This is a genomic window from Pseudomonas maioricensis (assembly GCF_022790535.1).
Classification (GTDB): Bacteria; Pseudomonadota; Gammaproteobacteria; order Pseudomonadales; family Pseudomonadaceae; genus Aquipseudomonas; species Aquipseudomonas maioricensis.
The window spans coordinates 481,858-507,257 of sequence record NZ_LOHG01000002.1 but is presented as its reverse complement, the minus strand read 5'-3'; the positions used below and the strand labels follow the sequence as shown (position 1 = coordinate 507,257).

Sequence of the window (25,400 nt, the reverse complement as noted above, 5' to 3'; positions counted from 1 at the left end):
CAGTTATGAGCTTTGAATTAAAAAAAGGGGAGCCACGAAGGCCCCCTGAGGAAATCTTGAAATTCAATGCTTGGCAATACAGCCTTGTAGGAGCGAACTTATTCGCGAAGAGGCCGGTACACCCGAAACATAGGCGGCGTTTTCACTACAGTATTCGCGGATAAATCTGCTCCCACATGAGCCCCGCGGCAGGTTCTGAACCGTGTCTGATCAGCCCTCGATCTCCACCAATATCTCGCCCGGATTAACCCGGTCGCCCTTGGCCACATGAATGGCGACGACCTTGCCAGCGATTGCAGCCTGGACTTCGGTTTCCATCTTCATGGCTTCGGTAATCAATACGGCCTGACCGGCTTTGACCATGTCACCTTCCTTGACCAGGACATCGACGATGTTGCCGGGCATGGTGGTGCTGACGTGGCCCGGACCACTGGCCTGAGTGCGCTTGCTTGCGCCGCCGCTGACAAACTCATTGAGCGGCTCGAACACCACTTCTTCCGGCATGCCATCGATGGACAGATAGAAGTGACGCTTGCCTTCCGACTTCACGCCCACCCCGGTGATATCGACCCGGTAGCTTTCACCGTGAACGTCGATAACGAATTCGGTTGGCACGCCCTCACCACTGGCTTTGCTTACACCACCCGCTTCCGGGATAGGCAACAACTCTTCAGGTTTGAGGGCGCCAGCAGCACGCTCTTCGAGGAACTTGCGGCCAATGTCCGGAAACATTGCATAAGTCAGCACGTCTTCTTCGCTTTGGGCCAAGGCGCCAATTTCGCCACGCAGCTTGGTCATCTCCGGCTTGAGCAGATCTGCCGGTCGCACGTCGATCAGCTCTTCATTGCCGATCGCCTGACGACGCAGCTTTTCATCCACCTGACCCGGCGCCTTGCCGTAGCCACCCTGCAGATAAAGCTTCACTTCATTGGTGATGGTCTTGTAGCGCTCACCCGCCAGGACATTGAAGAACGCCTGCGTACCAACGATTTGCGAAGTCGGTGTCACCAGCGGCGGGTAACCCAAGTCTTTGCGCACCCGTGGAATTTCGGCCAGCACTTCGCCCATGCGGTTTAGCGCGCCCTGTTCCTTGAGTTGGTTGGCGAGGTTGGAAATCATCCCGCCCGGCACCTGATTGACCTGCACACGGGTATCGACCGCTGTGAATTCGCTCTCGAACTGATGATATTTCTTACGGACAGCGTAGAAATACAGCCCGATTTCCTGCAACAGCTCCAGGTTCAGACCGGTGTCGAATTCGCTGCCTTTGAGCGCGGCAACCATGGACTCTGTGCCCGGATGGCTAGTGCCCCACGCGAAGCTGGAGATGGCGGTATCGATGTGATCGGCGCCGTTCTCGATCGCTTTGAGCTGACACATCGCGGCCAGGCCAGCCGTATCGTGAGAGTGGATAAACACCGGCAACGACTGTTCGGCCTTGAGCGCTTTGACCAGTTCGCCCGTGGCGTAGGGCGTCAGCAAACCCGCCATGTCTTTGATCGCTACCGAATCACAGCCCATGGACTCCATCTGGTTGGCCTGAGCGACAAAGGCGTCGATGGTATGCACCGGACTCGTCGTGTAGGCGATGGTGCCCTGAGCATGTTTGCCAGCGGCTTTCACCGCCTCAATGGCGACGCGCAGGTTACGCACATCGTTCATGGCATCGAAGATACGGAACACATCAATGCCATTGACCGCAGCCTTGGCGACGAAGGCTTTGACCACGTCGTCGCTGTAATGGCGATAGCCCAACAGGTTCTGCCCACGCAGCAACATTTGCAGGCGCGTGTTGGGCAACGCGGCACGCAGTTGGCGCAAGCGCTCCCACGGGTCTTCTTTCAGAAAGCGCACACACGCATCAAACGTCGCGCCGCCCCAGCACTCCAGCGACCAGTAGCCGACTTTGTCGAGCTTGTCGCAGATGGGCAGCATGTCTTCGGTGCGCATGCGAGTGGCCAGCAGCGACTGGTGGGCGTCACGCAGGATGGTGTCAGTTACGAAGATTTTCTTAGACATTTGGATCTCCTCATAGCGACAAGCTGCAAGCTACAAGCGGCAAGTAAGAGCAGATCTGCTTTTGCTTGAAGCTTGCGGCTTGGAGCTTACCGCTGCTTATTCATAAGCCTGCGTGGGCGGCGATGGCGGCAGCGATGGCCAGGGCCAGCTCTTCGGGTTTGCGCTTGATCGAGTAGTTGGTCAGTTCTGGATGGCTTTCCACGAAGCTGGTATTGAATTGACCGCTACGGAATTCCGGGTTACGCAGAATTTCCTGGTAATACGCCGCAGTGGTTTTCACCCCTTGCAGACGCATGTCATCCAGTGCGCGCAAACCACGGTCCATCGCTTCCTCCCAGGTCAGCGCCCAGACAATCAACTTCAGGCACATGGAGTCGTAATACGGCGGGATGGTATAGCCCGTGTAAATCGCCGTATCGGTACGCACACCGGGACCGCCGGGCGCGTAATAACGAGTGATCTTGCCGAAGCTCGGTAGGAAGTTGTTCTTCGGATCCTCAGCATTGATCCGGAACTGCAGGGCGAAACCACGATGGATGATGTCTTCCTGCTTGACCGAAAGCGGCAGGCCGGACGCGATCCGAATCTGTTCGCGGACGATATCGATACCGGTGATTTCCTCGGTGATGGTGTGCTCCACCTGCACCCGAGTGTTCATCTCCATGAAGTACACCTCGCCCTCGGCGAGCAGGAACTCCACGGTGCCGGCGTTCTCGTAACCCACTGCCTTTGCCGCGCGTACAGAAAGATCACCAATGTAAGCACGCTGTTCCGGAGTCAACTGCGGGCTTGGAGCGATTTCGATCAGTTTCTGGTTGCGGCGCTGAATCGAGCAGTCACGCTCAAACAGGTGCACGACATTGCCGAAGCTGTCGCCCAGAATCTGCGCTTCAATATGCTTGGGATTGACGATGCACTTTTCGAGGAAAACCTCTGCCGAGCCAAATGCTTTGGTCGCTTCGGAAATCACTCGCGGAAACGCTTGCTCCAATTCTTCACGGCTGTTGCAACGGCGGATACCCCGACCGCCGCCACCCGAAGTGGCTTTGAGCATCACCGGGTAACCGATGCGGTCCCCTTCGAGCAGCGCCTCAGTTATGTCGGCAACGTTGCCTTCGGTACCCGGCGTCACCGGCACACCGGCCTTGATCATGCTGCGGCGCGCTTCAGTCTTGTCCCCCATACGGCGGATGACTTCAGCTGAAGGGCCAATGAATTTAATGCCACGTTCGGCGCATATCTCAGCCAGCTCGGCATTTTCCGAAAGGAAACCGTAACCTGGATGCAAAGCATCGCAACCGGTCTCCACCGCAAGATTGACCAGCTTGCGCGGGTTCAGATAGCCCGCAAGAGGCTCGGCGCCAATGCTATGGGCTTCGTCCGCCCGCTTGACGTGTAACGCATGACGGTCGGCGTCGGAAAAGATTGCCACCGAACGGATGCCCATCTCGGCGCAAGCACGCACGATCCGGACAGCGATCTCACCGCGGTTGGCGATCAGGATTTTTGTTATCACGAGTATTTCCTCGACCGTAGAACCGGCTTTGTAACTGCACCGGTTTGTAACAGGGCGTGTGGTTGATTGCCGCAGGAACACCCTATGCCCGTTCAGGGATTAACAAAAATGAGTAAAAGTTGGGTTGTGTATAAGTAAAGACTTATAGTTGGCCTTTCAGCGATTGAGCGGATCTTCAAAAAATGCGTAAGTCATTGATGCGTATGACATTGCGTCAATTACGCATTTTCAACGAAGTGTGTGATTTGCGTTCATACAGCCGTGCGGCGGATGAAATGGCCCTGACTCAGCCCGCCGTCAGCTTGCAGATTCGTCAACTTGAAGAGCTTGTAGGTCAGCCGCTCTTTGAATACGTCGGTAAAAAGCTGTACCTGACGGAGGCGGCCGAAGCGCTGCAGGCGGCCAGCCGCGATATCTTCGGGCGCCTGGAAAGCCTGGATATGCAGCTCACTGACATGCAGGGTTCATTGCAAGGGCAGTTGAAGCTGGCCGTCGAATCAAGCTGCAAATACTTCATCCCACATCTCTTTGCAGCGTTCAAACGTAACTACCCGGAGGTGGTCCTCAACCTGACGGTGGTCAATCGTGCTCAGGTGATCAGAAGGCTGTCGGATAACCGCGATGATCTGGTCGTAATGTCCATGGTGCCGCAAGACATGGGCCTGGAGTTTCTGCCGTTTCTCAACAATCCGATTGTAGCCGTCGCCCCGCCTGACCACCCGCTGAGTGATGGACGTGCGTTAGTCCTCAAGGACCTGGAACCCTATCCGTTGCTGATTCGGGAAAATGGCTCGGGGACTCGCAAGGCCTGCGAGGAGTTCTTTAAAGACAAGCGCGTGCACTTCACCACGACCATAGAGATGTCGGCTCACGAAGCGCAGCGAGAAAGCGTACTCGCCGGGTTGGGCATCGCCATGCTGACACGGCACGCAGTAAGTCTGGAACTCGCCACCGGCATGCTCAAGGAGTTGCCAGTGGCGGAGTTGCCGCTGTATCGCAGTTGGTGCGTGGTGCAGGCCAAGGATCGACGCCTCTCACCGGTGGCGCACGCCTTCCTGGCGTTCATTCGCACCGAACGGGCGCAGATCAGCCAGCTAATGGAGCGTTTCGACGGGCGTCTTCCAAAGGTTTAGCAGCCTGCCAGAAGCGTTCTGAAACGCTCTCCTCGAAGTCACACAGCTCTTGATTGAGCCGACGTGCTTCGGAATAGCTTTCTATCGCCCGACGAAATCCCATACGTCGCTGATCTTCTTGCTGACGACGGGTTTTGACGGTGCTGCTCTGTTGCGAGTCATCGTAGTGCCGAGGCATATCCTGTCTCCCAGTGCGTTGCGGGAGTACAGAATGCCCGGAGGGCATGACGATCTGACGGCGAATGCGTGACAGGATGGTTAAGGTCAACACATGCCACACCAGAAACATGACGTATCAACCGATATATTTATGTAGCGCAGCCCACCAACAAACTCTTGAGATAGTAGCCCTGCAGGAAGCAAATCAACTATTAGCAAGGAGCTAAACAATGGGCATTCAACACAAAGACTGGCATGCACAAGACGACAAAATGCCAGGCGTTAATACCTTGAAGGTATCTGGCATCGTGTCGCTGCCTTACCGCCTTAAGGCGGTTTTGGTTCGCAGTGCATCCCCCGTTGCTGGCAACCATCTAGGTCTGGATCTGATGGTCGAAACCAGAAACGACAACATCACCCTCCCGGTAGAGAGGGATGAATCGGCACTGTTCGACACCCCGGTTAATTACACGCAACCAAGCGGAGCAACCATTACCGGAGTGAGCATCTTTTACAAAGGCGCGCTGCTGGTAAATATCGATGAAGTGCAAATCACTCATTGATAGCACGCACCAGCATCAAAGTTGTGGGCTGCTGCCAGCTACCGGAAAGGTCGCTGGCAGCAGTTTTTGCTTGAAAATACCGAGGATCAATCCTCGTGGGATTTGATCGATTTGGGCGAAAGACGAAGGCTGCGCAAGCTGCGCTTTACGCTCTTGAGATGGTTGACCAGGCTAGGCCCGCGCGCCATGGCAACACCCATTGCCAACACGTCAATGACCACCAGATGCGCAATACGCGAGGTTAGTGGCGTGTAGATTTCAGTGTCTTCGTGCACATCGATAGCCAGATTGACTGAAGACAGCTCAGCCAAAGGCGTCTGACTTGGACACAACGTGATCAACGTCGCACCGGTTTCACGCACCAGGTTCGCGGTTATCAGCAGATCCTTGGAGCGCCCGGACTGAGAAATACACACCGCAACGTCGGTCGGCGTCAACGTAACGGCCGACATGGCTTGCATATGCGGATCAGAATAGGCCGCTGCACTGAGCAACAACCGGAAGAACTTATGCTGAGCATCAGCGGCGACTGCACCCGAAGCGCCAAACCCGTAAAACTCGACCCGCTTCGCCGCCGCCATGGCCGTCACAGCCAACTGCAGGGCATGGGGATCGAGGTTTTCCCGCACTTCCATCAAGGTGTGCAACGTGGTGTCGAAAATCTTCAGGCTGTAATCCGCGACCGAATCATCCTCGTGGATCGCGAACTGGCCAAAGCTGGCTCCAGCCGCAAGGCTCTGTGCCAGTTTGAGCTTCAGATCCTGAAAGCCGGTGCAACCAATGGCACGGCAGAAGCGCACGATGGTCGGTTCGCTGATACCGACGCTATGCGCCAGATCGGCCATGGAACTGTGCATCACAGCCGCAGGGTCAAGCAGCACGTGGTCGGCGACTTTCAGCTCCGACTTGCGTAACAGATGGCGTGACTGGGCAATGTGTTGCAGCAGATTCAAAGGGGCAGACTCGGCAAAGGTGCATGGGACGGGATGTAGCTTTCTTGTAGTTATACTACATGACCTGCGGGACGCCCAGTTAAACGAACCCGCTCAGGTAAACAGGAACGATTTGGGGAGAAGTCAGGCAATGAAATAGGACCTTTCCCACATCAATGCCAGATCTGGCTCGCGTTTTCCCTCAGAACTTCAGCCAGAACCTCTGCCTCAATCGGCCGACTGATCAAATACCCCTGCACCTCATCGCAACCATTGCTGCGCAGGAAGTCCAGCTGCGTCTGAGTTTCCACACCTTCCGCGACCACTTTCAAACCCAGGCTATGCGCCATGGCGATAATGGCGCGGGTAATTGCGGCGTCTTCGGTGCCCTCGCCCAACCCGCGAATGAACGCCTGATCGATTTTCACGTAGTCCACGGGGAAGCGTTTGAGGTAGCTCAAGGACGAGTAACCCGTGCCAAAATCGTCAATGGCCAGCTTCACCCCCAATTCCCGTAACTGTTGGAAAGTGGTGATGATGTGCTCGACATTGTCGAGCAATTGGCTTTCGGTCAGCTCCAGCTCCAGCCAGTGAGGCGCCAGTCCGGTTTCCTCCAGTACTTGCCGCACCAGGCTGACCAGTTTGCCCTGACGTAACTGATGCACCGACAGATTGACTGATACCCGAATGGGCTCAAGCCCTTGGCGCTGCCATTCACATGCCTGGCGGCAGGCTTCGCGCAGGACAATCTCGCCAATGGAAACAATCAGGCCAGTCTCTTCAGCCAGGCTGATGAAGTCTCCAGGCGGCACCATGCCGCGCTCCGGGTGACGCCAGCGCACGAGGGCCTCCGCAGCATCGAGACGTCCTGTCGCCAATGACAGCTTGGGTTGGTAGAAAACCTCCAACTGTCGGCCTTCAATCGCCCGACGCAGTTGAATCTCCAGTTGCAGACGCTCAAGGGTGCTGGCTTGCAGGCTTTCGGTGAAGAACTGGAAGTTGTTACCGCCCAGGTGCTTGGCGTGCTGCATCGCGATGTTGGCCTGATTGACCAACGCCGAAATTTCCCGCGCCGAATCCGGCAACAGGCTGATACCGACTGACGCACTGACAACCAGTTCATGGCCCGCTACGGAGATGGGCGTTCTCAGCTTGGCCAGCAGGCGCGTGGTGACGCGGGTCAGACTGGACAGACTGCCGTACGAGTCGAACAGCACCGCAAATTCATCGCCAGACAATCTGGCAATGGTGTCCGCTTCCGGCAAGGTACTGCCCAGACGACGCGAGACCTGTTTAAGCAACTGGTCGGCAACTTCATGACCGAGGCTGTCATTGAGTAGTTTGAACCGGTCCAGATTGATGTGCAGCAGCGCCAGGCTCCTGCCGCCTTGCCGCACCCGTTGATTGGCTTCGTGCAGGCGTTCCTTGAACAGCGACCGATTGGCGAGCCCGGTCAGCTCATCGTAATGAGTCAGATAGCGCATGCGCTCTTCGGACTGCCTACGCGCAGACAGATCGGCAAAGAAGCCAACGATATGGCTCATATTGCCAGCAATATCCCGCACCACGCTCAAATGCAGCCACTGTGGGTACAGCTCGCCATTCTTGCGGGTTTCTACCAACTCGCCTTCCCAGCATCCGGTTTGCTCAAGTGCCTGATGAATGACTTGAAAGTGTCGTCGCGCATCGCGGCTGCTCGCGATATCGGTCACTTTACGTCCGACCATATCCTCTTGTTCATAGCCGGTCACTCGGCTGAAAGCCTGATTAACCGCGAGAATGTTGTAGTCCGGATCGAAGATGACGATGCCTTCACTGGCCGCCTCGAATACGGTCGCCGCCAGCCGGGGCGGGCTTTTACTCAGGGCAAGATTGGCTTCCTCCAGCTCCTGAGTGCGCTGTACCACCCGAGTCTCCAACTCGGCCTGAGCTTCAAGCAGACTACGTTCGGCTTTTCGACGGTGCTCTATTTCCCGGGCAAGCTCAGTATTGAGTTGCTCGCTCTGAGCCTGAGCCTGCTGCAAAAAATCGATCAGCGCCTGATTCTGAAAGCGCCTGATCAGCCCTCGATGAATCAGACGGTTAACCTGCCAGGCGACAACGCTCAAGGCCAGTAACAGGATCAACCCCAACCATCCCCAGCCCCGCAAAGGAACATCCCCGCCCCAGAATGAATAGATAATGGGAGGCAAGAGACACGCCAGGGTGAACGTGAGAAATGCGGTAATGCTCACCGCGTAGGCGACACTCGCGGAGAGCGTCGCTACGCCGATCAGGCCAAATACCCAGGCTTGCTGCTGAAAGTTCTCGACAGGCACCAACACGAGTGCCGCGCTGGCCAGCGTCAGTCCGCTGGCACAGGTGCCCAACAGAAATGTCTGCCCCCAGATCGGTAGCGCACGGCGCTCGGCGGATGCAGAGCGAAAGGCGGCGACCTGAAATATCCGCAAACCTACCAATGCGGCAAGCCAGCCGAGCCAGACGCCCACCAGCAGATAACGCTCCGGCCCCCACAACAGCCAGGCGCAGACCAAACCATTGATCAACATGAACAGTGTGGGCAGCAACGAGCCTTGATACAGCATGCGCGTGCGCTCGACCGCCAACTGGCTGGCGTACTGCTTGCGGATATTGCGCCGGTCTACCCGAGAGGTAGCTGTAGCGCTAAAACTTGAAGTCATGGCGGTTTCTTATAATGGTGTGGCCTTGAACGTGCAGGGAGCATACACAAGCGCCACCAGAGACCAAACGTCTCCCCTCATATTAAATGGCAGTTCGCCACTTGGCTCATTGTGCTCGTCTAATTCGGACATCCGGTCAGTACGGATGATTGCCTGCCGATCGTCGCCGAGCGCACTTTTGTCGATTCGGGCAAAGCATGGTTTGCCCGGTTTCGCTCGGCACCCTAGAATGCGTCGATGCGCGATGATCTCTCCCTTCTGCTTAACTCCCTCAACGATGCCCAACGTCAGGCCGTAGCTGCCTCCGTGGGTCGTCAGTTGGTTCTGGCCGGCGCTGGTTCCGGCAAAACCCGTGTGCTGGTGCATCGCATCGCCTGGTTGATCCAGGTCGAGCAAGCCTCGCCGCACTCGATCCTGTCGGTGACCTTCACCAACAAGGCGGCAGCAGAAATGCGCCACCGGATCGAACAGCTGATGGGTATTAACCCGGCAGGCATGTGGGTCGGCACGTTTCACGGCCTTGCGCACCGCTTGTTGCGCGCGCACTGGCAGGAAGCCAATCTGGCGCAGACCTTCCAGATCCTGGACAGCGACGACCAGGCCCGCTTGGTCAAACGCGTGATCCGCGAGCTCGGGCTGGACGAACAGCGCTGGCCCGTCAAACAAGCCCAGTGGTTTATCAACGGCCAGAAAGACGAAGGCCTGCGTCCCAAGCATATTCAAGCCAGCGGTGATCTGTTCCTGACCACCATGAAGTCGATCTACGAAGCCTACGAAGTCGCCTGTCAGCGCGCCGGGGTGATCGACTTCTCCGAGCTGCTGCTGCGCGCGCTCGACCTGTGGCGCGACAATCCTGGCCTCCTCGCCCATTACCAGCGACGCTTCCGGCATGTACTGGTCGACGAATTCCAGGACACCAACGCCGTGCAATACGCCTGGCTGCGCTTGCTGGCGCAGGGCGGCGACAGCCTGATGGTAGTTGGCGATGACGACCAGTCTATTTATGGCTGGCGCGGCGCGAAGATCGAAAACATCCACCAGTATTCTTCTGACTTCCCGGACACCGAAGTCATACGTCTGGAACAGAACTACCGCTCCACCGCCAGTATCCTCAAGGCCGCCAACGGGCTGATCATCAATAACAGCGGCCGTATGGGCAAAGAGCTGTGGACTGATGTCGGCGATGGAGAGCTGATCAATCTGTACGCAGCCTTCAACGAACACGACGAAGCCCGCTATGTCGTGGAAACCATCGAAAGTGCCCTCAAGACTGGGCTGGCACGTAGCGAAATCGCCATTCTGTATCGCTCCAACGCCCAATCACGGGTGCTTGAAGAAGCATTACTGCGTGAACGGATTCCCTACCGTATTTATGGCGGCCAACGCTTCTTCGAACGTATGGAAATCAAGAACGCCATGGCTTACCTGCGTTTGCTGGAAGGCCGAGGCAATGATGCAGCACTTGAGCGGGTTATCAACGTTCCGGCCCGCGGCATTGGCGAGAAAACCGTCGAAGCGATACGTCAGCACGCTCGTCATGCCGACGTATCGATGTGGGAAGCCACTCGCCAATTGATCGCTAACAAAGGCCTGACCGGCCGTGCAGCAGGCGCGCTGAATGGTTTTGTCGAACTGATCGAAAACCTCGCCGCCAAGGTTATGGAAATGCCGCTGCACTTGATGACACAGACCGTCATCGAGCAGTCCGGGCTGATCAATTACCACAAGGAAGAGAAAGGCGAAAAAGGCCAGGCCCGGGTAGAAAACCTTGAGGAACTGGTCAGCGCCGCGCGCAACTTCGAAAACAGCGAAGAAGACGCGGAGCTGACGCCACTGGCTGCTTTCCTGGGTCACGCTTCGCTTGAGGCTGGAGATACTCAGGCCGAGGAGCACGAAGACAGCATTCAGTTGATGACCTTGCACAGCGCCAAGGGCCTGGAATTCCCTTACGTGTTCCTGGTGGGCATGGAAGAAGGTCTGTTCCCGCACAAGATGAGCCTGGAGGAACCTGGACGTCTCGAAGAAGAACGGCGTCTGGCCTACGTGGGCATTACTCGCGCCATGCAGCAACTGGTAATGACCTATGCGGAAACTCGTCGCCTGTACGGCAGCGAGACCTACAACAAGGTGTCTCGTTTCGTACGTGAAATCCCGCCGCTGCTGATTCAGGAAGTACGCTTGTCCAATAGCGTTAGCCGTCCATTCGGTGGCACGCAAAAGGTCAGCACCAGCAACCTGTTCAACGGCACCGGGATTCCGGAAACCTCTTTCAGCCTCGGCCAGCGTGTGCAGCATGCGGTATTTGGTGAGGGCGTGATCCTCAACTTCGAAGGCGCAGGCGCGCAGGCAAGAGTGCAGGTCAACTTCGCAGAAGGCAGCAAGTGGCTGATGATGGGCTACGCGAAGCTGGAAGCTATTTAGACTGTTGACTCGGTGTCTGAATGGAAATACTTCCTGTGGGAGCTGGGCTTGCCCGCGATAAGGTCAACGCGGTTTCATGTGAATCGTATCCAGCCTTATCGCGGGCAAGCCCAGCTCCCACAGACAGCAGCAATGCAGCAGCAGATTGAATCCGCCCCCGGTCACCTCCATATAGATGACACTGTCCGGCGATCTGTCCTACAGAACTTTAACCAAGGCCCTACGGACCAACCTACACAGGGTCTTGGGCAATTACGCAAAAGCCGGAAACACTTGGCCGCTAGCCAGACACATATGCCCTATGCAATATGGCGCGCGTGCAATCCACAAAACGGGAATACCCTTATGCAACGTTTTCTAAGCATCGCTATGGCGCTGTGCATCGGGCTCACCATGAGCTTTGAAGCCAACGCTGCGCGTTTCGGTGGCGGCAAGAGCATGGGCTCGGCGCCAAGTCACCAGTCGCGCCAAGCCACTCCGACCACTCCAGCTGCAGCGCCAACCGCTGCTGGTCGCCCTGCTGCTAGCGGTGCTTCCCGCTGGCTCGGCCCATTGGCCGGTATCGCTGCCGGCGGCCTGCTCGCTTCCATGTTCATGGGCGACGGCTTCCAGGGGATGCAAATCTTCGACATCCTGATCATGGCGGTTATTGCCTTCCTGATCTTCCGCTTCATCGCGGCTCGTCGTCGTAAGCAACAAGGCGAGCAAATGGCTACTGCTGCTGGTCCGATGACCTATCAGCGTGAAGCCGCTCAACAGCCTGCCCAGAACTCGATTTTCGGTGGTTCGGGTGCAGCATCGGCAGCCGCTCCGGTGATCAACGCTCCGGCCTGGTTCAACGAAACGCGCTTCCTTGAAGCCGCTCGCAGCCACTTCCAGTCGCTGCAGCAGCACTGGGACGCGAACGAGATGGACAAGATCGAAGAGTTCGTGACCCCGCAAATGCTGCAGTTCCTGAAGAAAGAGCGTGCAGATCTGGGCGACGCGTTCCAGTCGACTTACATCGACAACCTGACCGTGCAACTGGACGGCCTGGATGATCGCGCTGACAAGACCATCGCTACGCTGACCTTCAGCGGTGTTTCCAAATCTTCGCGCTTTGACCAAGGCGAAGTGTTCAGCGAAAGCTGGAACATGGAACGCCCACAAGGCGAGAATCAGCCTTGGCTGGTTGCTGGTATCCGCCAGAACGGCTGATCCAGACAGCTTCACGCATCAGCAGAACCCCGGACTTGTCCGGGGTTTTTGTTTATCCGTTGGGATAGTTATTTTGAGAAAGGCTTTAAGCTACTGTATAAACCGCGCCATCAAGTCAGAGGAGCCAGGCCGTGGAAGAAGTCATTGAACAATTACGCGAAGCGAATGAACCTGTTCCGGTTCCGCTGGAGCTGCCCGACGAGGACCAACTCGTTGAGGTCGAAGAACAGCTGTTCATCAATATCCCCTTCGTCTTCAAGGAATTTCTCCTGACGGTAAGCGACGTGGTGTACGGCAGCCTGGAGCCGGTTACGGTTACCGACCCCGGATCGCATACTTATCTGCCTGAGGTCGCGGCCTCTGCCTGGGATATTGGCGTGCCACGCGAGCTGATCCCGATCTGTCAGGACGGTGAAGACTACTACTGTGTTGAAGAAGACGGCACGGTGGTGTTGTGGTCCGGCGAAGAAGAGCTGGTCACCGAAGAAAGCTGGGAATCGGTCTGGCACTGGGCGCGGGACGTCTGGCTGGAAAGCTGAGCCGCATTACCTGATCTGTAGGAGCTGCCGAAGGCTGCGAATAGCGGTGTGTCAGGCAAACCGCTATCGGCGCCGTCGTAACCTCCGACAACTCCTACAGTACCCAGTTATCAGGCTTCAACCGGGCCGCTAGTGCCCATTCGACTCCTGGTTATTGCCCAGCGTCTCCAGCAACGCGATCTGCATACGCGTATGTACTCTGATGAACCAGCGCCATGCTACTGCCGCGACAATGGCGGCGATCACGGCGATCAGAATCAGCAGTTCGTTGGTCGGCAGAATGCTCGCGGACAGCGCCGCGAGCATCACGAAGATCACCAGTAAAGACAGCAGAGGAATCACCTCTGCGATCACCTTGCGCACTCGCGCCGTATGCCGGCCGGCCATTTCCGGCTTGACGCCCATTTCCGCCAGCAACATCGACAACGCCTTGAGCTTGCGATAAGCCGCGATCAGGAATGGTAACGAGAGCAACAACGCAGCCCCGCAAATCCAGGCTTTCTGCTGACCTACGTCGCTGACCCAGTCACTGATGTACACGCCGATACGCTCGGCGAAATAGCCGCCACAGAAGAATATGGCCACGACCAAAGCCAGATTGACCCCGACCTGCAACAGAATCCGCCGGATCATCGACGCCAGCAGCGCACCCTCACCTTGCGGCTGGATGCTGCGTAGCCACTCACCGTACATGCCAAACACACGCGCTACGCGGCGAGGCATGATGTTCGCCAACTGGTTCGAGAGCGGGTCAGCACCGCGAATCAGATAAGGCGTCAGCAAGGTAGTGATCGCTGAAACGGCGACCGCTACCGGGTAGAGGAAGTCACTGGTGACCTGCAAGGTCATGCCCAGCGCCGCGATGATGAAAGAAAACTCGCCAATCTGTGACAGGCCCATGCCCACCCGCAGCGAAGTCTTTCCGTCGTTACCGGCGAGAAATGCGCCAAGCCCACAGGAGAGCATCTTGCCGAGGACAACGGCGACGGTGATCACCGCAATCGGCCAAGCGTATTGCACAAGGATAGCGGGATCAATCATCAAGCCAATAGCCACGAAGAAGATAGCGCTGAACATGTCACGAATAGGCTCGATCAGGCGCTCAATTTTCAGCAATTGGCGCGACTCGGCCATGATCGCGCCGATCAGGAACGCACCCAGCACCATGCTGTATTCCAGCTTGACCACCAGCAGGCAGAACCCGAAACACAGACCGAGCACGGTGATCAGCAGCATTTCATTGCTTTCGAACTTCGCCACGTAGGCCAGCAAACGCGGGACCAGCAAAATCCCGATGACCAATGCCACGATCATGAACAGCGAGAGCTTGCCGACAGTTGAAAACACCTCCCCCGAACTGACCGACCCGCTGACTGCGATCCCGGACAGCAACGCGATAATGCCGATCCCCAGAATGTCCTCAACAATAAGCACGCCGAAAATCAACTGCGCGAAGGGCTGATTCTTCATTTTCAGATCGTTGAGGGCCTTGACGATGATGGTCGTCGAAGAAATCGCCAGGATCGCGCCAAGGAACAGCGAATCCATGGTGCTCCAGCCAAAGTACTGACCGATCTCATACCCGATCCATATCATCAGGGTGATTTCGAGAAACGCCGCGATAAAGGCTGTAGCGCCTACCTTGAACAGCTTTCGCAGGCTGAACTCCAGCCCGAGGCAAAACATCAGGAAGATAACCCCCAGCTCGGCGAGGGTTTTGATGGTGTCTTCGTCGTGGATCAGCCCGAATGGCGGTGTATGCGGGCCGATGATAAAACCGGCGACGATGTAGCCCAGCACCACAGGCTGTTTGAGGCGATGAAAGAGGATGGTCACGACGCCAGCCACCAGCATGATCACTGCCAAATCCTGAATAAAGCTGATGGCATGCATGGGTCCGGCTCCTTATGAAACGCATTGCTGCTGGCCGAATCCCCGAAAAGCGACGGAGAATTCAGCTACTGCACTGCAAAAATCTGATTAATTTGTAAGAAATTGCCCGATCCACGGGCTTTCGCAGGTTAACACTGCACATTCATTGATAAAGCCGGTGCAATATATGGAAACAGATCGGGTGAGCGCGTGACGGCTTCCAGCCAGCAAGCGTCCCGATAACTGCCACACAACGCTTGAATCCGTAAGCACCGCCATAAGGTGCAATTTCTGAACCGCCTTGATCGTGAGTACGCTATGGAACCCGGAAACGCCCAGCTGTCGATGACTGTATTGATGACCCCGGACATGGCCAACTTTTCTGGCAACGTACACGGCGGCACCCTTCTGAAGTACCTCGATGAAGTTGCCTACGCCTGTGCAAGCCGCTACGCAGGCCGTTACGTCGTAACCCTGTCGGTGGATCAGGTGATTTTCCGCGAGCCCATTCATGTCGGTGAGCTGGTGACCTTCCTCGCGTCGGTGAACTACACCGGCAACACTTCAATGGAAGTGGGCATCAAGGTCGTCACGGAAAACATCCGCGAGCGCTCGGTGCGTCACACCAACAGTTGTTTCTTCACCATGGTCGCTGTGGATGACCAGCGCAAACCGGCCAGCGTACCGCCACTGGAACCAGAGAGCCCGGATGGCAAACGCCGCTACATTCAGGCTCAACAGCGTCGGCAGATCCGCCAGGAGCTGGAAAAGCGTTATCAGGAAATCAAGGACGAGACGCTCTAAGGCGAGGCTCAACCCCGGTATATCAGGCAATACAGACTATAAATTGGAATGCTATTCCTTGTGGGAGCCGGGCTTGCCCGCGATATATGAGACGCAGATATAAGATACACCGCGTGATCGTTTAGCGCCGGCAAGCCCAGCTCCCACAGGGAACCGGGCTGACCACACTCTACAACCGCACCGCCTCAAACCTTACGCGAGGATGAGCCGTGCGGTCCTGGGCGCGGACCAGTTCCAACTCGTAGCTGCCGCACGCCTGAGTCTCCAGTAGCACTTCGTGCACCGCCGATGCGGCGAACTCAAAAGCTGCAACCAGCTCATCCCCAAGCAGCACGCGAGCCAGGAATAAACCGGACGTCAGGTCGCCAACACCCACTGGCTGACGCGGAAAGGCCAGTAGCGGGCGACGCAAGTGCCAGTTGCCATCGGCAGTCACCAGCAGCATTTCAAAGCCGTCAGCGGGCTTGCCGGGGTAATCCACATGCTTGACCACAACGGCTTTGGGCCCGCGGGCCAACAAAGCGCGAGCCATGGCGACGCAATCAGCCAAAGAATCCGGTTTACGGCCGGAAAAACTATCCAGCTCCAACTGGTTCGGGCACATGAAATCTGCCACTGCTGCGGCTTCTTGCAGAAGAAAATCGCTGACCTCGGGAGGCACGATGCACCCCTTCTCAGGATGCCCCATCACGGGATCACACAAGTACAACGCGTTAGGGTTAGCGGCCTTGATGCGCGCCACACCCGTCAGAATCGCCCGCCCCTGAGCAGCACTCCCCAAATAACCGGAGAGCACAGCGTCGCAATTGCCCAATTCACCGATAGCAGCAATGCCCTCAATGAGCGCCGGAATCTGTTGCGGAGGCAAAACATCGCCAGCCCATTGCCCGTATTGCGTGTGGTTGGAGAACTGCACGGTGTTCAGCGGCCAGACATTCACCCCGATCCGTTGCATCGGAAACACCGCAGCGCTGTTGCCTGCATGGCCGAAAACCACATGGGACTGAATGGCGAGCAAATGGGGTGTACGTTTCATCAAGGTTTCCTGAACACGATGCAAATGCAGTAGTGAGAAATTTAAGTCGCGCAGTATGGCTGCAAATCCCCCGACACAGTTAAGCTGGTGGCACTTTGTTGGAGCGCTTTTTCATGCTGACCTTGGGAAACATGTTCGTCCTGATGTTTTTGGCCACCGGCGCTGCATGGCTGTGGCACGCTCATGGTCTGCGCGAGCGTGCGCTGGAGCGCGTCAAACAGCACTGCGCGAAGCTCGACGTAGAGCTGCTGGATGGCAACGTGGCGTTACGCAAACTGACGTTCGCCCGCGACTCACAGGGCCGTAAACGCCTGGCCCGCGTGTACAACTTCGAATTTACCGTGACCGGTGAACAACGCCACCCTGGCACCATTACGATGTTTGGCGCGCACAGTGCCCAGATTGAACTGGCGCCCTACCCGTTCGAAATGAAAACGCCACCGCCCAGTGCGGAAATCATCCAGTTGAGCCAATGGCGGCAGGAACACAACAAGTGGAAGCAGTAGATCACGCGCGGCTTGTGGAGAAGTTGTTCTAGAGCAGACAAGCAGCCAGTTCAGCCTGCAGGCTGGCTTCATCCTGTGGCTGCGAGAAGATCAATTCCAGCCGCGAATCCCGTCGCCACTCGCTGACTTGCCACTGCACGGTATCCCCCGCGACGGCATTACCTGAAACCCAGTTTTTCTCGCTGTGGATAACCAGTTTGGCGCGAAGCCAGCTCATCCCCTGCAACCAGGTTTGCAATCGGCCCAGATCAAAGCGCTGGCTGGGATGCCAACGCCATCCAATGCTCCACCCTTCTTGCTGACGCTGACTGAGACAAATGGGTTGAGCTGGATCTGCCCATACTGCCGGAAGCTGCGCCAGACTCTTGGGCAAAGAAAGGTTATCCACAGCTGATTTATCCACAAGCAACTCGGGTGTTGAAGTCATACCCGGCAATTCAGCCAGCAGCAACTTGCCCTGCTCCGTCCATATCATCTTGCCAACAGGCAATCGCTCAGTAATCCGCTGACGTGCCGCAGTATCCAAATCCGCTGATTTGTTAAGCACCCATAACCCGGCGCTATTCAGCGCCGATTGTTGGCTAGGTGGCAGTGGATTCCCGGCAGCCAATGCCGCCGCATCCAATACCATGACGCTGGGCTGAACCGTAAGCACACCCAGCCAGGGCGCTTGCTGCAACTGCTCGATCAACTGCGCGGGATGACCGAGGCCGGACGGCTCGATCAATAATCGATGGGGTCTGGACTTGCGCAGCAGCCGGCCCAGGCCGATTTGAAAGGGCGCTCCGTTAACGCAACAGAGGCAACCGCCAGCCACTTCGCCAAGTGCGATACCATCGTCGGCCGTGGTCAGCAGCGCAGCATCCAGGCCGATCTGACCGAACTCATTGATGAGAATCGCCCAGCGCTCATCTGCTGGTTTCTGCGCCAATAGATGTTGGATGAGGCTGGTCTTGCCTGCCCCCAAAGGTCCGCCGATGACGTGGGTCGGAATGTTCTGCAGCATGGTGGTCGCTTATGACGAAGGCGTTTAAAGCCAGAATAGAGATGTTTCTGGGGATGATACTGGTAGCGAGTGCAGGAAACGCATGGGCCGAGGCATGTCTGGTACATAGTCAGGCCGAACGGTTGGACGTGAAAGTCTGCCAGGCCAACCGCAACATCCCGCCCAAACTGTTTCATGACGGCTTCTGCCAACCGCAGCTGGCAGGGCAAAAAACCGATGTGACATTTCTAGAGCAGTGTCCCACCGGTGCCTTTGGCATTTGCAGCAACGCGCAAGTCGCCAATATGCCTTATCGCGAAGATATTCACTATTACGGCGTGGCCAGCGACGCGGCGTACCTGAAGCCGTTTTGCGAGGGGCAGAGTCAGGGCAAGTGGTTGGTGCCGTAAGTGGCTGAAACTACATTACCTGTGGGAGCAGAGCTTGCTCGCGATGAGGCTGAACACGGTTCGCTTTAAATCGAGTCCAGCCTTATCGCGAGCAAGCTCTGCTCCCACAAAAATCAGATCTCATGGTCATGCCAAAGATGCTTCTAAGCCAACCAATCCAGGGTCAGTAACAAACGTCGCTCATCACGCTGCAACTGCGGCGAACGATGCACCAGGCCCTGGCCTTCGTTACCCACCCAGCGCTCGCCCTTGAGCAGCGCCACGTCACCACCGTTGATCTGCCTGATCTTCAGCGCGTCCCGGGGTTCGGCCTGAGGGTTGCCCAACTGGCTGCGATCAATGGCGCCCTCTCTCAACCACTGGCTGCCGATGCCTGCGTAAGTGGTGATCAAGCGGACCGGTACATGGTCGACGTGGAAGCGCGGGCACATGGCTTTATCCAGAACCCGAAGTCGAACCCCTATGCGCTTGGCGCCCAACAGGCAGGCGTAAGCGCTGATCAGCCATGACACGTCGGCGATGAAACCTTCATAGCCTTCAAGATCAGCATAAGCAGAAGCGAAGTTCTGGAGCTCAGGCTGAACATCGTCATCGCTGATCTCCAGCGTAATGGCCTCGGCCAGCGGCTCATTCAGAGAGAGCAGCAGCGCACCAAAGTCGGCAATGTGCGCCGGTAACTGACGCTGCCAGACGGCGAGATTCACATCATCGTCCAGCACCTGGCTGAGAACGGCAGGAGTATCCCCCTGAACCTGACGAATTCGCGGCTGCCATTTCAAAACTGTCGCAAGCATCACGCAGCCTCCATTTCGTGCCAGGGACCAAAGGGGTCGGGCAGCGATACCCACCCTTCTGTGCCCAAGGCCATCTCCTCATCAGTAAGAAGGCAGTTATCCAGTTCGGCAGTCAGTTGCGCAAAGTCGATATTCTGACCAATGAACACCAGCTCCTGTCGGCAGTCACCGGTTTGTGAAGTCCAGTTGTCCATGATTGCGGTGATGTTTTCTTCATCCTGAGGCCAATGAGCACGCGGGACGAACCGCCACCAGCGGCCAGCGAAACCGTGACGCATCAGCCCTCCGGCCTGGGACCAACTGCCGGCGTCCTGATGCTTGCTGGCCAACCAGAAGAACCCTTTGGAGCGCAGCAGTTTGCCGTTGGTCCACTCCCGGTCAATGAAGCTGAAGAAGCGCTCCGGATGGAAGGGTCGACGAGCGCGATAAGCCGTAGAGGCGATGCCGTATTCCTCGGTTTCAGGCACATGCTCACCGCGCAGCTCCTTGAGCCAGCCCGGGGCCAACGACGCGCGCTCGAAATCGAATCGGCCAGTGTTCAGGATCTTTGCCAAGGGCACCTCGCCCATCACCATTGGCACAATCTCAGCGTGGGCATTGAGCCGCTGCAGAATGGCGATCAGTTCTTCACGCTCGCTGGAACTGATCAAGTCGATCTTGCTCAGCAAAATCACATCGGCAAACTCAATTTGCTCGATCAGCAAGTCGGTGATCGAGCGGTCGTCATCCTCTCCCAGCGTTTCACCACGGGTCGCGAGGCTTTCCGCAGCCTGGTAATCAAGCAGGAAATTCACGCCATCGACCACCGTGACCATGGTGTCCAGCCGCGCCAGATCAGTCAGGCTTTTGCCCGCCTCATCGCGAAACGTGAATGTTTCTGCTACAGGCAGCGGTTCAGAAATCCCGGTGGATTCGATCAATAAATAATCAAAGCGCCCGTCCTGAGCCAGACGGCTGACCTCTTCGAGCAAATCTTCACGCAGCGTGCAGCAGATGCAGCCATTACTCATCTCGATGAGTTTTTCCTGTGCGCGGTTCAGGCTGACATCTCGCTGAACTTCGCCGCCATCAATGTTGATCTCGCTCATATCATTGACGATAACGGCCACCCGCAAATCTTCGCGGTTACGCAGGACGTAGTTAAGCAGCGTGCTTTTACCGGCGCCGAGAAAGCCGGACAGGACGGTGACAGGAAGACGATTTGGCATTGGGATACCCATCAGGTTGCAAGGTTTTGACCTTGTCGCATGGCGGTGCGGGGCACCGGATCAATCACCTGATAATGTTATAGTATAACAATGCGATCAGTAAACCTGTCTCTGTAGGACCGAATTTATTCGGGAAGAGGCCAGTACATCCGCCGCATTTTTATAGCCAGGAATGCCGCCTTCCCGGATAAATCAGGTCCCACGGATCTCTGTTTACCGTAAGACAGCATGGTGACAGAGGAACATCCAAGGGCAGCTAAACCTGCCCGGTTTGCTTCTGCTCCTGCTGCCACGCCATGTACGAACCGATAGGTGGATTACGTTCAAAATACCGCTGCAACCCTTCAAACAAACCATCAGCCACTGCCTGCTGGTGGCGTACCGTGACAAGACGCTGGCTGTCTTTGGCATTCGAGATGAATCCGGTCTCCACCAGAATCGAAGGCACATCCGGCGACTTGAGCACTGCAAAACCGGCCTGTTCGACACGTTTTTGATGAAGCGCCGTGATATTCGCCAGGCTACCGAGAATGGTGTTCCCCAACTGCAAGCTCGCAGCAATAGTGGCGTTCATCGACATGTCGAGAATTACCCCGGCCAGCATCGGGTCCTTGTCCTTCAAGTTAAGCAAGCTGGTCGCGCCCAGAAGATCCGCACCGTTTTCTCGCTGAGCCATAAAGCGCGCAGTGGCAGATGTCGCGCCCCCTTCTGACAAGGCAAACACCGACGCACCCGACGCCGTCAGGCGTGGTGCCGCATCGGCATGAACCGAGATGAACATGTCAGCGTTATGTTGATGAGCAATCTCAACGCGCTTGCGCAGCGGCACGAAGAAGTCATCATTGCGCACCAGACGCACATCAAATCCCTTCTCCCGTTTCAACCGCTTGGCCAAAAGCTGAGCGATGGACAACACGACATCCTTCTCACGCTCGCCCTTGGCTCCCACCGCTCCGGGGTCTTTGCCGCCATGACCCGGATCGACCACTACCATGATGTTGCGCTTAGGGTGTGGCTTGTCATTGGTCACAGGAGACTGTGGCGACGGTTGCGCAGCTATTTTTGGAGTGGATGCTCCGGTACCCAGATCCAGTACCAGGCGGTGGCCCTGATCACCGGCAGGGCCGAGCAGAAAGCTGTTGAGCTTCACCGGCCCCGTAAGGTCGAGAACGATTCGAGTGTCATCACCTTGGCCGTAATGCCCTGAGCGAATGGATTTGATCAGCGTGTCTTGCAGCGCGAGCTGACTAAAATCTCCGCTTAGCCGTGCACCACTGATGTCGATGATCAATCTGTCTGGCGCGCCAAGGGTGAAGGTTTTGTATTCCACCGGGCCGCTGAGATCGAGCACCAGCCTTAGTTTGTCGTCGCTGCGCCACAACCGCGCATTTCTGATCTGAGCCGCAGTGGCACCGAATGGCAACGTCAGCGCTGCGCTGGCGAGAAGAAGATTGAGCAAAACTTGTCGGCGGTGCATGCATTAGCCCATTCGAATGTGAAGAGCATCCCGGCCCAAAAAAAGAAATCGTCGAAACTATCGTTATAGTATAACGTGATGATTTACATCACCGACGGCCTCTTTTCATGAAACTTGCTTCACTTCCGGATGTTGCCGCGCAAGCATCCCGTCAAACACAGCCGCTGGATTGGGTGGGGATGTGCGGCGTCGCGTTGCCGATATGCATTGAAGGGCAACCCGCCAGTGCCAAGGTCGATGCAGGCGTTAGCCTGGATGATGGCAGCGCCAGAGGTATACACATGTCGAGGCTGTATCTGGCACTTGAGCTCATGCAAGGAAAAGACCTCACGCTGGGCACGGTTCAGCAAGTGCTTCTGTGCTTCCTTGAGAGTCATGAGGGATTATCACAGCGCGCATACCTGAATATTCACACTGAATATCTGCTCAAGCGCCCAGCATTAGTCAGCCCATTGGCAGGATGGAAATCCTATCCAATCAGTATCCTGGCGCGTCTGGAAAACGATATGTTCCACGTGGAACTAAAAATTGACGTGGCCTATTCCTCAACGTGCCCTTGCTCAGCGGCCTTAGCGCGACAGCTGATCCAGCAGCAGTTCATTGAAGATTTCGCCAGCCCTGATCTTGATTATCAGAGTGTTCTGGAATGGTTGGGAACCGCTGAGGGCATCGTTGCGACACCTCACAGTCAACGCAGCACCGCCCACTTGCACGTGCAACTCAATGAATTATCTAAGGAATTTCCGTTTCTGCATTTGATCGATCAAGCAGAAGCCGCACTGGGTACTGCCGTCCAAACAGCAGTGAAGCGCGCGGATGAGCAGGCGTTCGCACTGGCGAACGGGCAAAATCTGATGTTTTGCGAAGATGCCGCTCGGCGTCTGCACGGCTCATTGCAGCGTAATCCGCAGCTAAAAGCGTTTTCGGTGAAGGTGGTGCACGCTGAAAGTCTGCATGCCCACGACGCTGTGGCTCAAAGTAGCTGGAGCGCCGTGGGGAATCCCCATATCAGGTCCGGGGTTTGACCGCACCACATTGGGCACCCTGCCAGACCGCTCGGGTGTCCATGCTTCCGTTCTGCTGCTGGCCAGTCGCGTTGAAAGTGCCGATGACGTGGGTGGTGAATTCCCGGTCACTCAAAAACTGAGCCTGACCGTTGCCCTGCGCTTTTGGGCAGGTAAAGGTGAATTTCCAGTTTTTACCGTTGCGTTCAGTAATGCGTTGCGTGCATCCAGACTTCGGATCAGTGAGTGGGATGTCATCGCCCTTGACCTGCGCGTCTGTCAGACAAAAGCGCACACCCTTACCAGCCAGTGTCACACCTTGCGACTCAAGATTGCGTTCGACCATCGCGCGCTGTTCGGGTGGCAAGTTTTTCAGCTGTCCGAGGATCATCTGCAAATCCGGCATAGCCTGCCCATCCACTTGCATATTACTGGAGGTCAGCTCCCACAAGCCCGGTTGCAGCATCTGCGCCTGAGCCAGTGGCGCGACCAGACAGCACATCAATGCCAAGGTGGATTTCTTCATTTCTGGATCCTTGTTCAACCCATGAGGGACAGGAGCAACCACACAGGGTTGCCGGACGATGAGGCTTAGACGACAGATCATGCTGCCAGTTGCACCCCGAATTAAATAGCGACAATCAGCACTCACTGTGGTCTGTTAATGAGCAATGGTGCTAAGGAAAAGGTTTCGAATGGATTACCACAGCCCGTATTTCTTTGGCTATGTCATCGGATTCATTCATCTGTTGGGGATCATTGCCGCCATCCATGCGCTGCTCACTGTGCGCACTGCACAAGGGTCGATTGCGTGGGCGATGCCTCTACTGTTCATTCCTTATTTCACACTGATTCCTTATCTGGTGTTTGGCCGTAGCTCATTCGATGCGTACATCAAAGCGCGGCGTCAGGCCAACGAGGAAATGCGCACGGCAATCAGCGACCTGAACTGGCGTCCCTGGATTGAAGAAGCGGTGGCCGCAAGACGCTCTGAAGCCTATGCGTCATTACGTGCCATGCCCAAGCTGGGGCTTACCCCGGCGCTGGCCAACAACGAAGTCAAACTGCTGATAAACGGCGATGCGACGTTCAGCGCGATTTTCGAAGCGATACGCGAGGCCAGACAGACGATCCTGATTCAGTTCTTCATCATCCATGATGACGCGCTGGGGCAGCGTATGCAGGAACTGCTCCTGGAGAAGGCCGCGGAAGGCGTCGCGGTGTATGTGCTTTACGACCGCATCGGCAGCCACTCTCTGCCCGGCAGCTACAACGAAAAGCTGCGCAAAGGCGGCGTACAGATCAAGGCCTTCGCAACCCGAAGTGGCTGGCTCAACAGGTTCCAGATCAACTTCCGTAACCACCGCAAGATAGTCGTCGTAGACGGCCTGAAAGGCTTTCTGGGTGGGCACAACGTAGGTGACGAATATGTCGGACTGAAGCCGCCCCTGGCACCTTGGCGCGATACCCATGTGCAAGTCATCGGCCCGGTCGTGGCCTGCCTGCAGGAGTCGTTCGCGGAGGACTGGTTCTGGGCAACACGTGAGTTACCGCCACTGAGCTTGCCGGACAGCTTTCCGGAAGATGGCTTGCTCTGTCAGTTGCTGGCTAGCGGGCCTGCAGACAAGCAGGAAACGTGTTCGCTATTCTTTGTCGAAGCCATTCATGCAGCAACAGAGCGGGTCTGGATCACCAGCCCGTATTTCATACCTGATGAGGCAGTATCGGCCGCGCTGCGGCTGGCCGTGTTGCGCGGGGTAGACGTAAGGCTGCTGCTGCCATCACGGCCGGATCATTACGTGGTCTACGCGGCATCAAGCCTATTCGCCTTCGAGGCAGTCCGCGCAGGGGTTCGGGTATTTCGTTACGGGCCCGGGTTCATGCATCAGAAAGTAGTACTGGTGGATAACGAGATTACTGCGATCGGCAGTGCCAACCTGGACAACCGCTCATTCCGCCTGAATTTCGAACTGATGCTGCTGACCGTCGACAGCGGTTTTGCCAGCGAAGTAGAGCAAATGCTTAACGACGACTTCGCACTTGCCCATGAAGTTTCGATCCAGGAAAGCCGCGAAACGCACCACCTGCAACAATTGGGTATGAGAATAGCCCGTCTCATTTCACCGATTCTGTAACCCTTCACT

At 56.5% G+C, this 25,400-nt stretch carries 22 protein-coding genes; 10 read left to right on the top strand and 12 right to left on the bottom strand.

The window, feature by feature from the left end; translation table 11 throughout:
- Nucleotides 1-210 precede the first annotated feature (210 nt).
- Nucleotides 211-2,019 (bottom strand): sodium-extruding oxaloacetate decarboxylase subunit alpha, encoded by a 1,809-nt coding sequence (gene oadA / locus AUC61_RS04955; protein ID WP_243244720.1) that lies wholly within the window; start codon nt 2,017-2,019, stop codon nt 211-213.
- 100 nt (nt 2,020-2,119) lie between these two features.
- Nucleotides 2,120-3,535 (bottom strand): acetyl-CoA carboxylase biotin carboxylase subunit, encoded by a 1,416-nt coding sequence (locus AUC61_RS04950; RefSeq protein WP_099270127.1) that lies wholly within the window; start codon nt 3,533-3,535, stop codon nt 2,120-2,122.
- 182 nt (nt 3,536-3,717) lie between these two features.
- On the opposite strand from AUC61_RS04950, the gene AUC61_RS04945 reads away from it, so the two are divergent.
- Nucleotides 3,718-4,668, top strand: coding sequence for a LysR family transcriptional regulator (locus AUC61_RS04945; RefSeq protein ID WP_279290898.1), 951 nt, complete (start codon nt 3,718-3,720; stop codon nt 4,666-4,668).
- On the opposite strand, the gene AUC61_RS04940 is transcribed toward AUC61_RS04945, so the two are convergent.
- Entirely contained in the window at nt 4,622-4,846 is a 225-nt protein-coding gene (locus tag AUC61_RS04940; protein WP_243244792.1) for a PA3496 family putative envelope integrity protein, read from the bottom strand. The two genes, AUC61_RS04945 and AUC61_RS04940, sit on opposite strands and share 47 nt — an antisense overlap.
- Before the next feature lie 211 nt (nt 4,847-5,057).
- Here AUC61_RS04940 and AUC61_RS04935 point away from each other — a divergent pair, with 211 nt between their 5' ends.
- Nucleotides 5,058-5,390: a hypothetical protein gene (locus AUC61_RS04935; RefSeq protein ID WP_243244719.1), complete on the top strand. Its 333-nt coding sequence runs from the start codon at nt 5,058-5,060 to the stop codon at nt 5,388-5,390.
- 86 nt (nt 5,391-5,476) lie between these two features.
- Here the strand turns inward: AUC61_RS04935 and hexR are convergent, their stop codons facing one another.
- Nucleotides 5,477-6,343 (bottom strand): transcriptional regulator HexR, encoded by an 867-nt coding sequence (gene hexR, locus AUC61_RS04930; RefSeq protein WP_087269295.1) that lies wholly within the window; start codon nt 6,341-6,343, stop codon nt 5,477-5,479.
- Between the two features lie 152 nt (nt 6,344-6,495).
- Nucleotides 6,496-9,003: an EAL domain-containing protein gene (locus AUC61_RS04925; protein ID WP_243244718.1), complete on the bottom strand. Its 2,508-nt coding sequence runs from the start codon at nt 9,001-9,003 to the stop codon at nt 6,496-6,498.
- A 237-nt stretch (nt 9,004-9,240) separates the two neighbouring features.
- On the opposite strand from AUC61_RS04925, the gene uvrD reads away from it, so the two are divergent.
- The 3 genes from uvrD (at nt 9,241) to AUC61_RS04910 (ending at nt 13,160) form a co-directional block, all read left to right on the top strand.
- Entirely contained in the window at nt 9,241-11,424 is a 2,184-nt protein-coding gene (uvrD, locus tag AUC61_RS04920; RefSeq protein ID WP_243244717.1) for a DNA helicase II, read from the top strand.
- Nucleotides 11,425-11,769: 345 nt separating this feature from the next.
- Complete coding sequence (locus AUC61_RS04915; protein ID WP_243244716.1) at nt 11,770-12,621, top strand: Tim44 domain-containing protein; 852 nt, start codon at nt 11,770-11,772, stop codon at nt 12,619-12,621.
- A gap of 131 nt (nt 12,622-12,752) precedes the next feature.
- Nucleotides 12,753-13,160, top strand: coding sequence for an SMI1/KNR4 family protein (locus tag AUC61_RS04910; protein WP_027901704.1), 408 nt, complete (start codon nt 12,753-12,755; stop codon nt 13,158-13,160).
- 129 nt (nt 13,161-13,289) lie between these two features.
- On the opposite strand, the gene AUC61_RS04905 is transcribed toward AUC61_RS04910, so the two are convergent.
- Entirely contained in the window at nt 13,290-15,053 is a 1,764-nt protein-coding gene (locus AUC61_RS04905) for a cation:proton antiporter (protein WP_243244715.1), read from the bottom strand.
- A 297-nt stretch (nt 15,054-15,350) separates the two neighbouring features.
- On the opposite strand from AUC61_RS04905, the gene AUC61_RS04900 reads away from it, so the two are divergent.
- Nucleotides 15,351-15,836, top strand: a complete 486-nt coding sequence (locus AUC61_RS04900; RefSeq protein ID WP_027901706.1) for an acyl-CoA thioesterase — start codon at nt 15,351-15,353, stop codon at nt 15,834-15,836.
- 169 nt (nt 15,837-16,005) lie between these two features.
- Here AUC61_RS04900 and pdxY read toward each other — a convergent pair whose 3' ends face one another.
- Nucleotides 16,006-16,872 carry a pyridoxal kinase PdxY gene (pdxY, locus tag AUC61_RS04895; protein ID WP_243244714.1) on the bottom strand — a complete coding sequence of 289 codons (867 nt, stop codon included), beginning with the start codon at nt 16,870-16,872 and terminating at the stop codon, nt 16,006-16,008.
- A gap of 113 nt (nt 16,873-16,985) precedes the next feature.
- On the opposite strand from pdxY, the gene AUC61_RS04890 reads away from it, so the two are divergent.
- Nucleotides 16,986-17,378 carry a DUF3301 domain-containing protein gene (locus tag AUC61_RS04890; RefSeq protein WP_243244713.1) on the top strand — a complete coding sequence of 131 codons (393 nt, stop codon included), beginning with the start codon at nt 16,986-16,988 and terminating at the stop codon, nt 17,376-17,378.
- 28 nt (nt 17,379-17,406) lie between these two features.
- On the opposite strand, the gene AUC61_RS04885 is transcribed toward AUC61_RS04890, so the two are convergent.
- The gene (locus tag AUC61_RS04885) at nt 17,407-18,384 is read right to left on the bottom strand and encodes a CobW family GTP-binding protein (RefSeq protein WP_243244712.1); all 978 of its coding nucleotides are present in this window, start codon (nt 18,382-18,384) and stop codon (nt 17,407-17,409) included.
- Between the two features lie 41 nt (nt 18,385-18,425).
- Between AUC61_RS04885 and AUC61_RS04880 the strand changes: the two genes are divergently transcribed.
- Complete coding sequence (locus tag AUC61_RS04880; protein WP_422765025.1) at nt 18,426-18,773, top strand: NADH:ubiquinone oxidoreductase; 348 nt, start codon at nt 18,426-18,428, stop codon at nt 18,771-18,773.
- Nucleotides 18,774-18,916: 143 nt separating this feature from the next.
- Here AUC61_RS04880 and AUC61_RS04875 read toward each other — a convergent pair whose 3' ends face one another.
- The 3 genes from AUC61_RS04875 to AUC61_RS04865 form a co-directional block, all read right to left on the bottom strand.
- On the bottom strand, nt 18,917-19,567 hold the full coding sequence (locus AUC61_RS04875) for a DUF1826 domain-containing protein (protein ID WP_243244710.1): 651 nt from the start codon (nt 19,565-19,567) through the stop codon (nt 18,917-18,919).
- Nucleotides 19,567-20,775, bottom strand: a complete 1,209-nt coding sequence (gene zigA, locus AUC61_RS04870) for a zinc metallochaperone GTPase ZigA (protein WP_243244709.1) — start codon at nt 20,773-20,775, stop codon at nt 19,567-19,569. Before zigA ends, AUC61_RS04875 begins: the two co-directional genes overlap by 1 nt.
- Nucleotides 20,776-21,031: 256 nt before the next feature.
- The gene (locus tag AUC61_RS04865; RefSeq protein ID WP_243244708.1) at nt 21,032-22,252 is read right to left on the bottom strand and encodes an N-acetylmuramoyl-L-alanine amidase; all 1,221 of its coding nucleotides are present in this window, start codon (nt 22,250-22,252) and stop codon (nt 21,032-21,034) included.
- A 107-nt stretch (nt 22,253-22,359) separates the two neighbouring features.
- Here AUC61_RS04865 and folE2 point away from each other — a divergent pair, with 107 nt between their 5' ends.
- On the top strand, nt 22,360-23,277 hold the full coding sequence (gene folE2 / locus AUC61_RS04860) for a GTP cyclohydrolase FolE2 (RefSeq protein ID WP_243244707.1): 918 nt from the start codon (nt 22,360-22,362) through the stop codon (nt 23,275-23,277).
- Here folE2 and AUC61_RS04855 read toward each other — a convergent pair.
- Nucleotides 23,261-23,782, bottom strand: a complete 522-nt coding sequence (locus AUC61_RS04855; RefSeq protein WP_243244706.1) for a DUF3617 domain-containing protein — start codon at nt 23,780-23,782, stop codon at nt 23,261-23,263. The two genes, folE2 and AUC61_RS04855, sit on opposite strands and share 17 nt — an antisense overlap.
- A 169-nt stretch (nt 23,783-23,951) precedes the next feature.
- Between AUC61_RS04855 and cls the strand changes: the two genes are divergently transcribed.
- A complete protein-coding gene (gene cls / locus AUC61_RS04850; RefSeq protein ID WP_243244705.1) occupies nt 23,952-25,391 on the top strand; it encodes a cardiolipin synthase in 1,440 nt (479 codons plus the stop codon).
- The last annotated feature ends 9 nt before the right edge of the window (nt 25,392-25,400 follow it).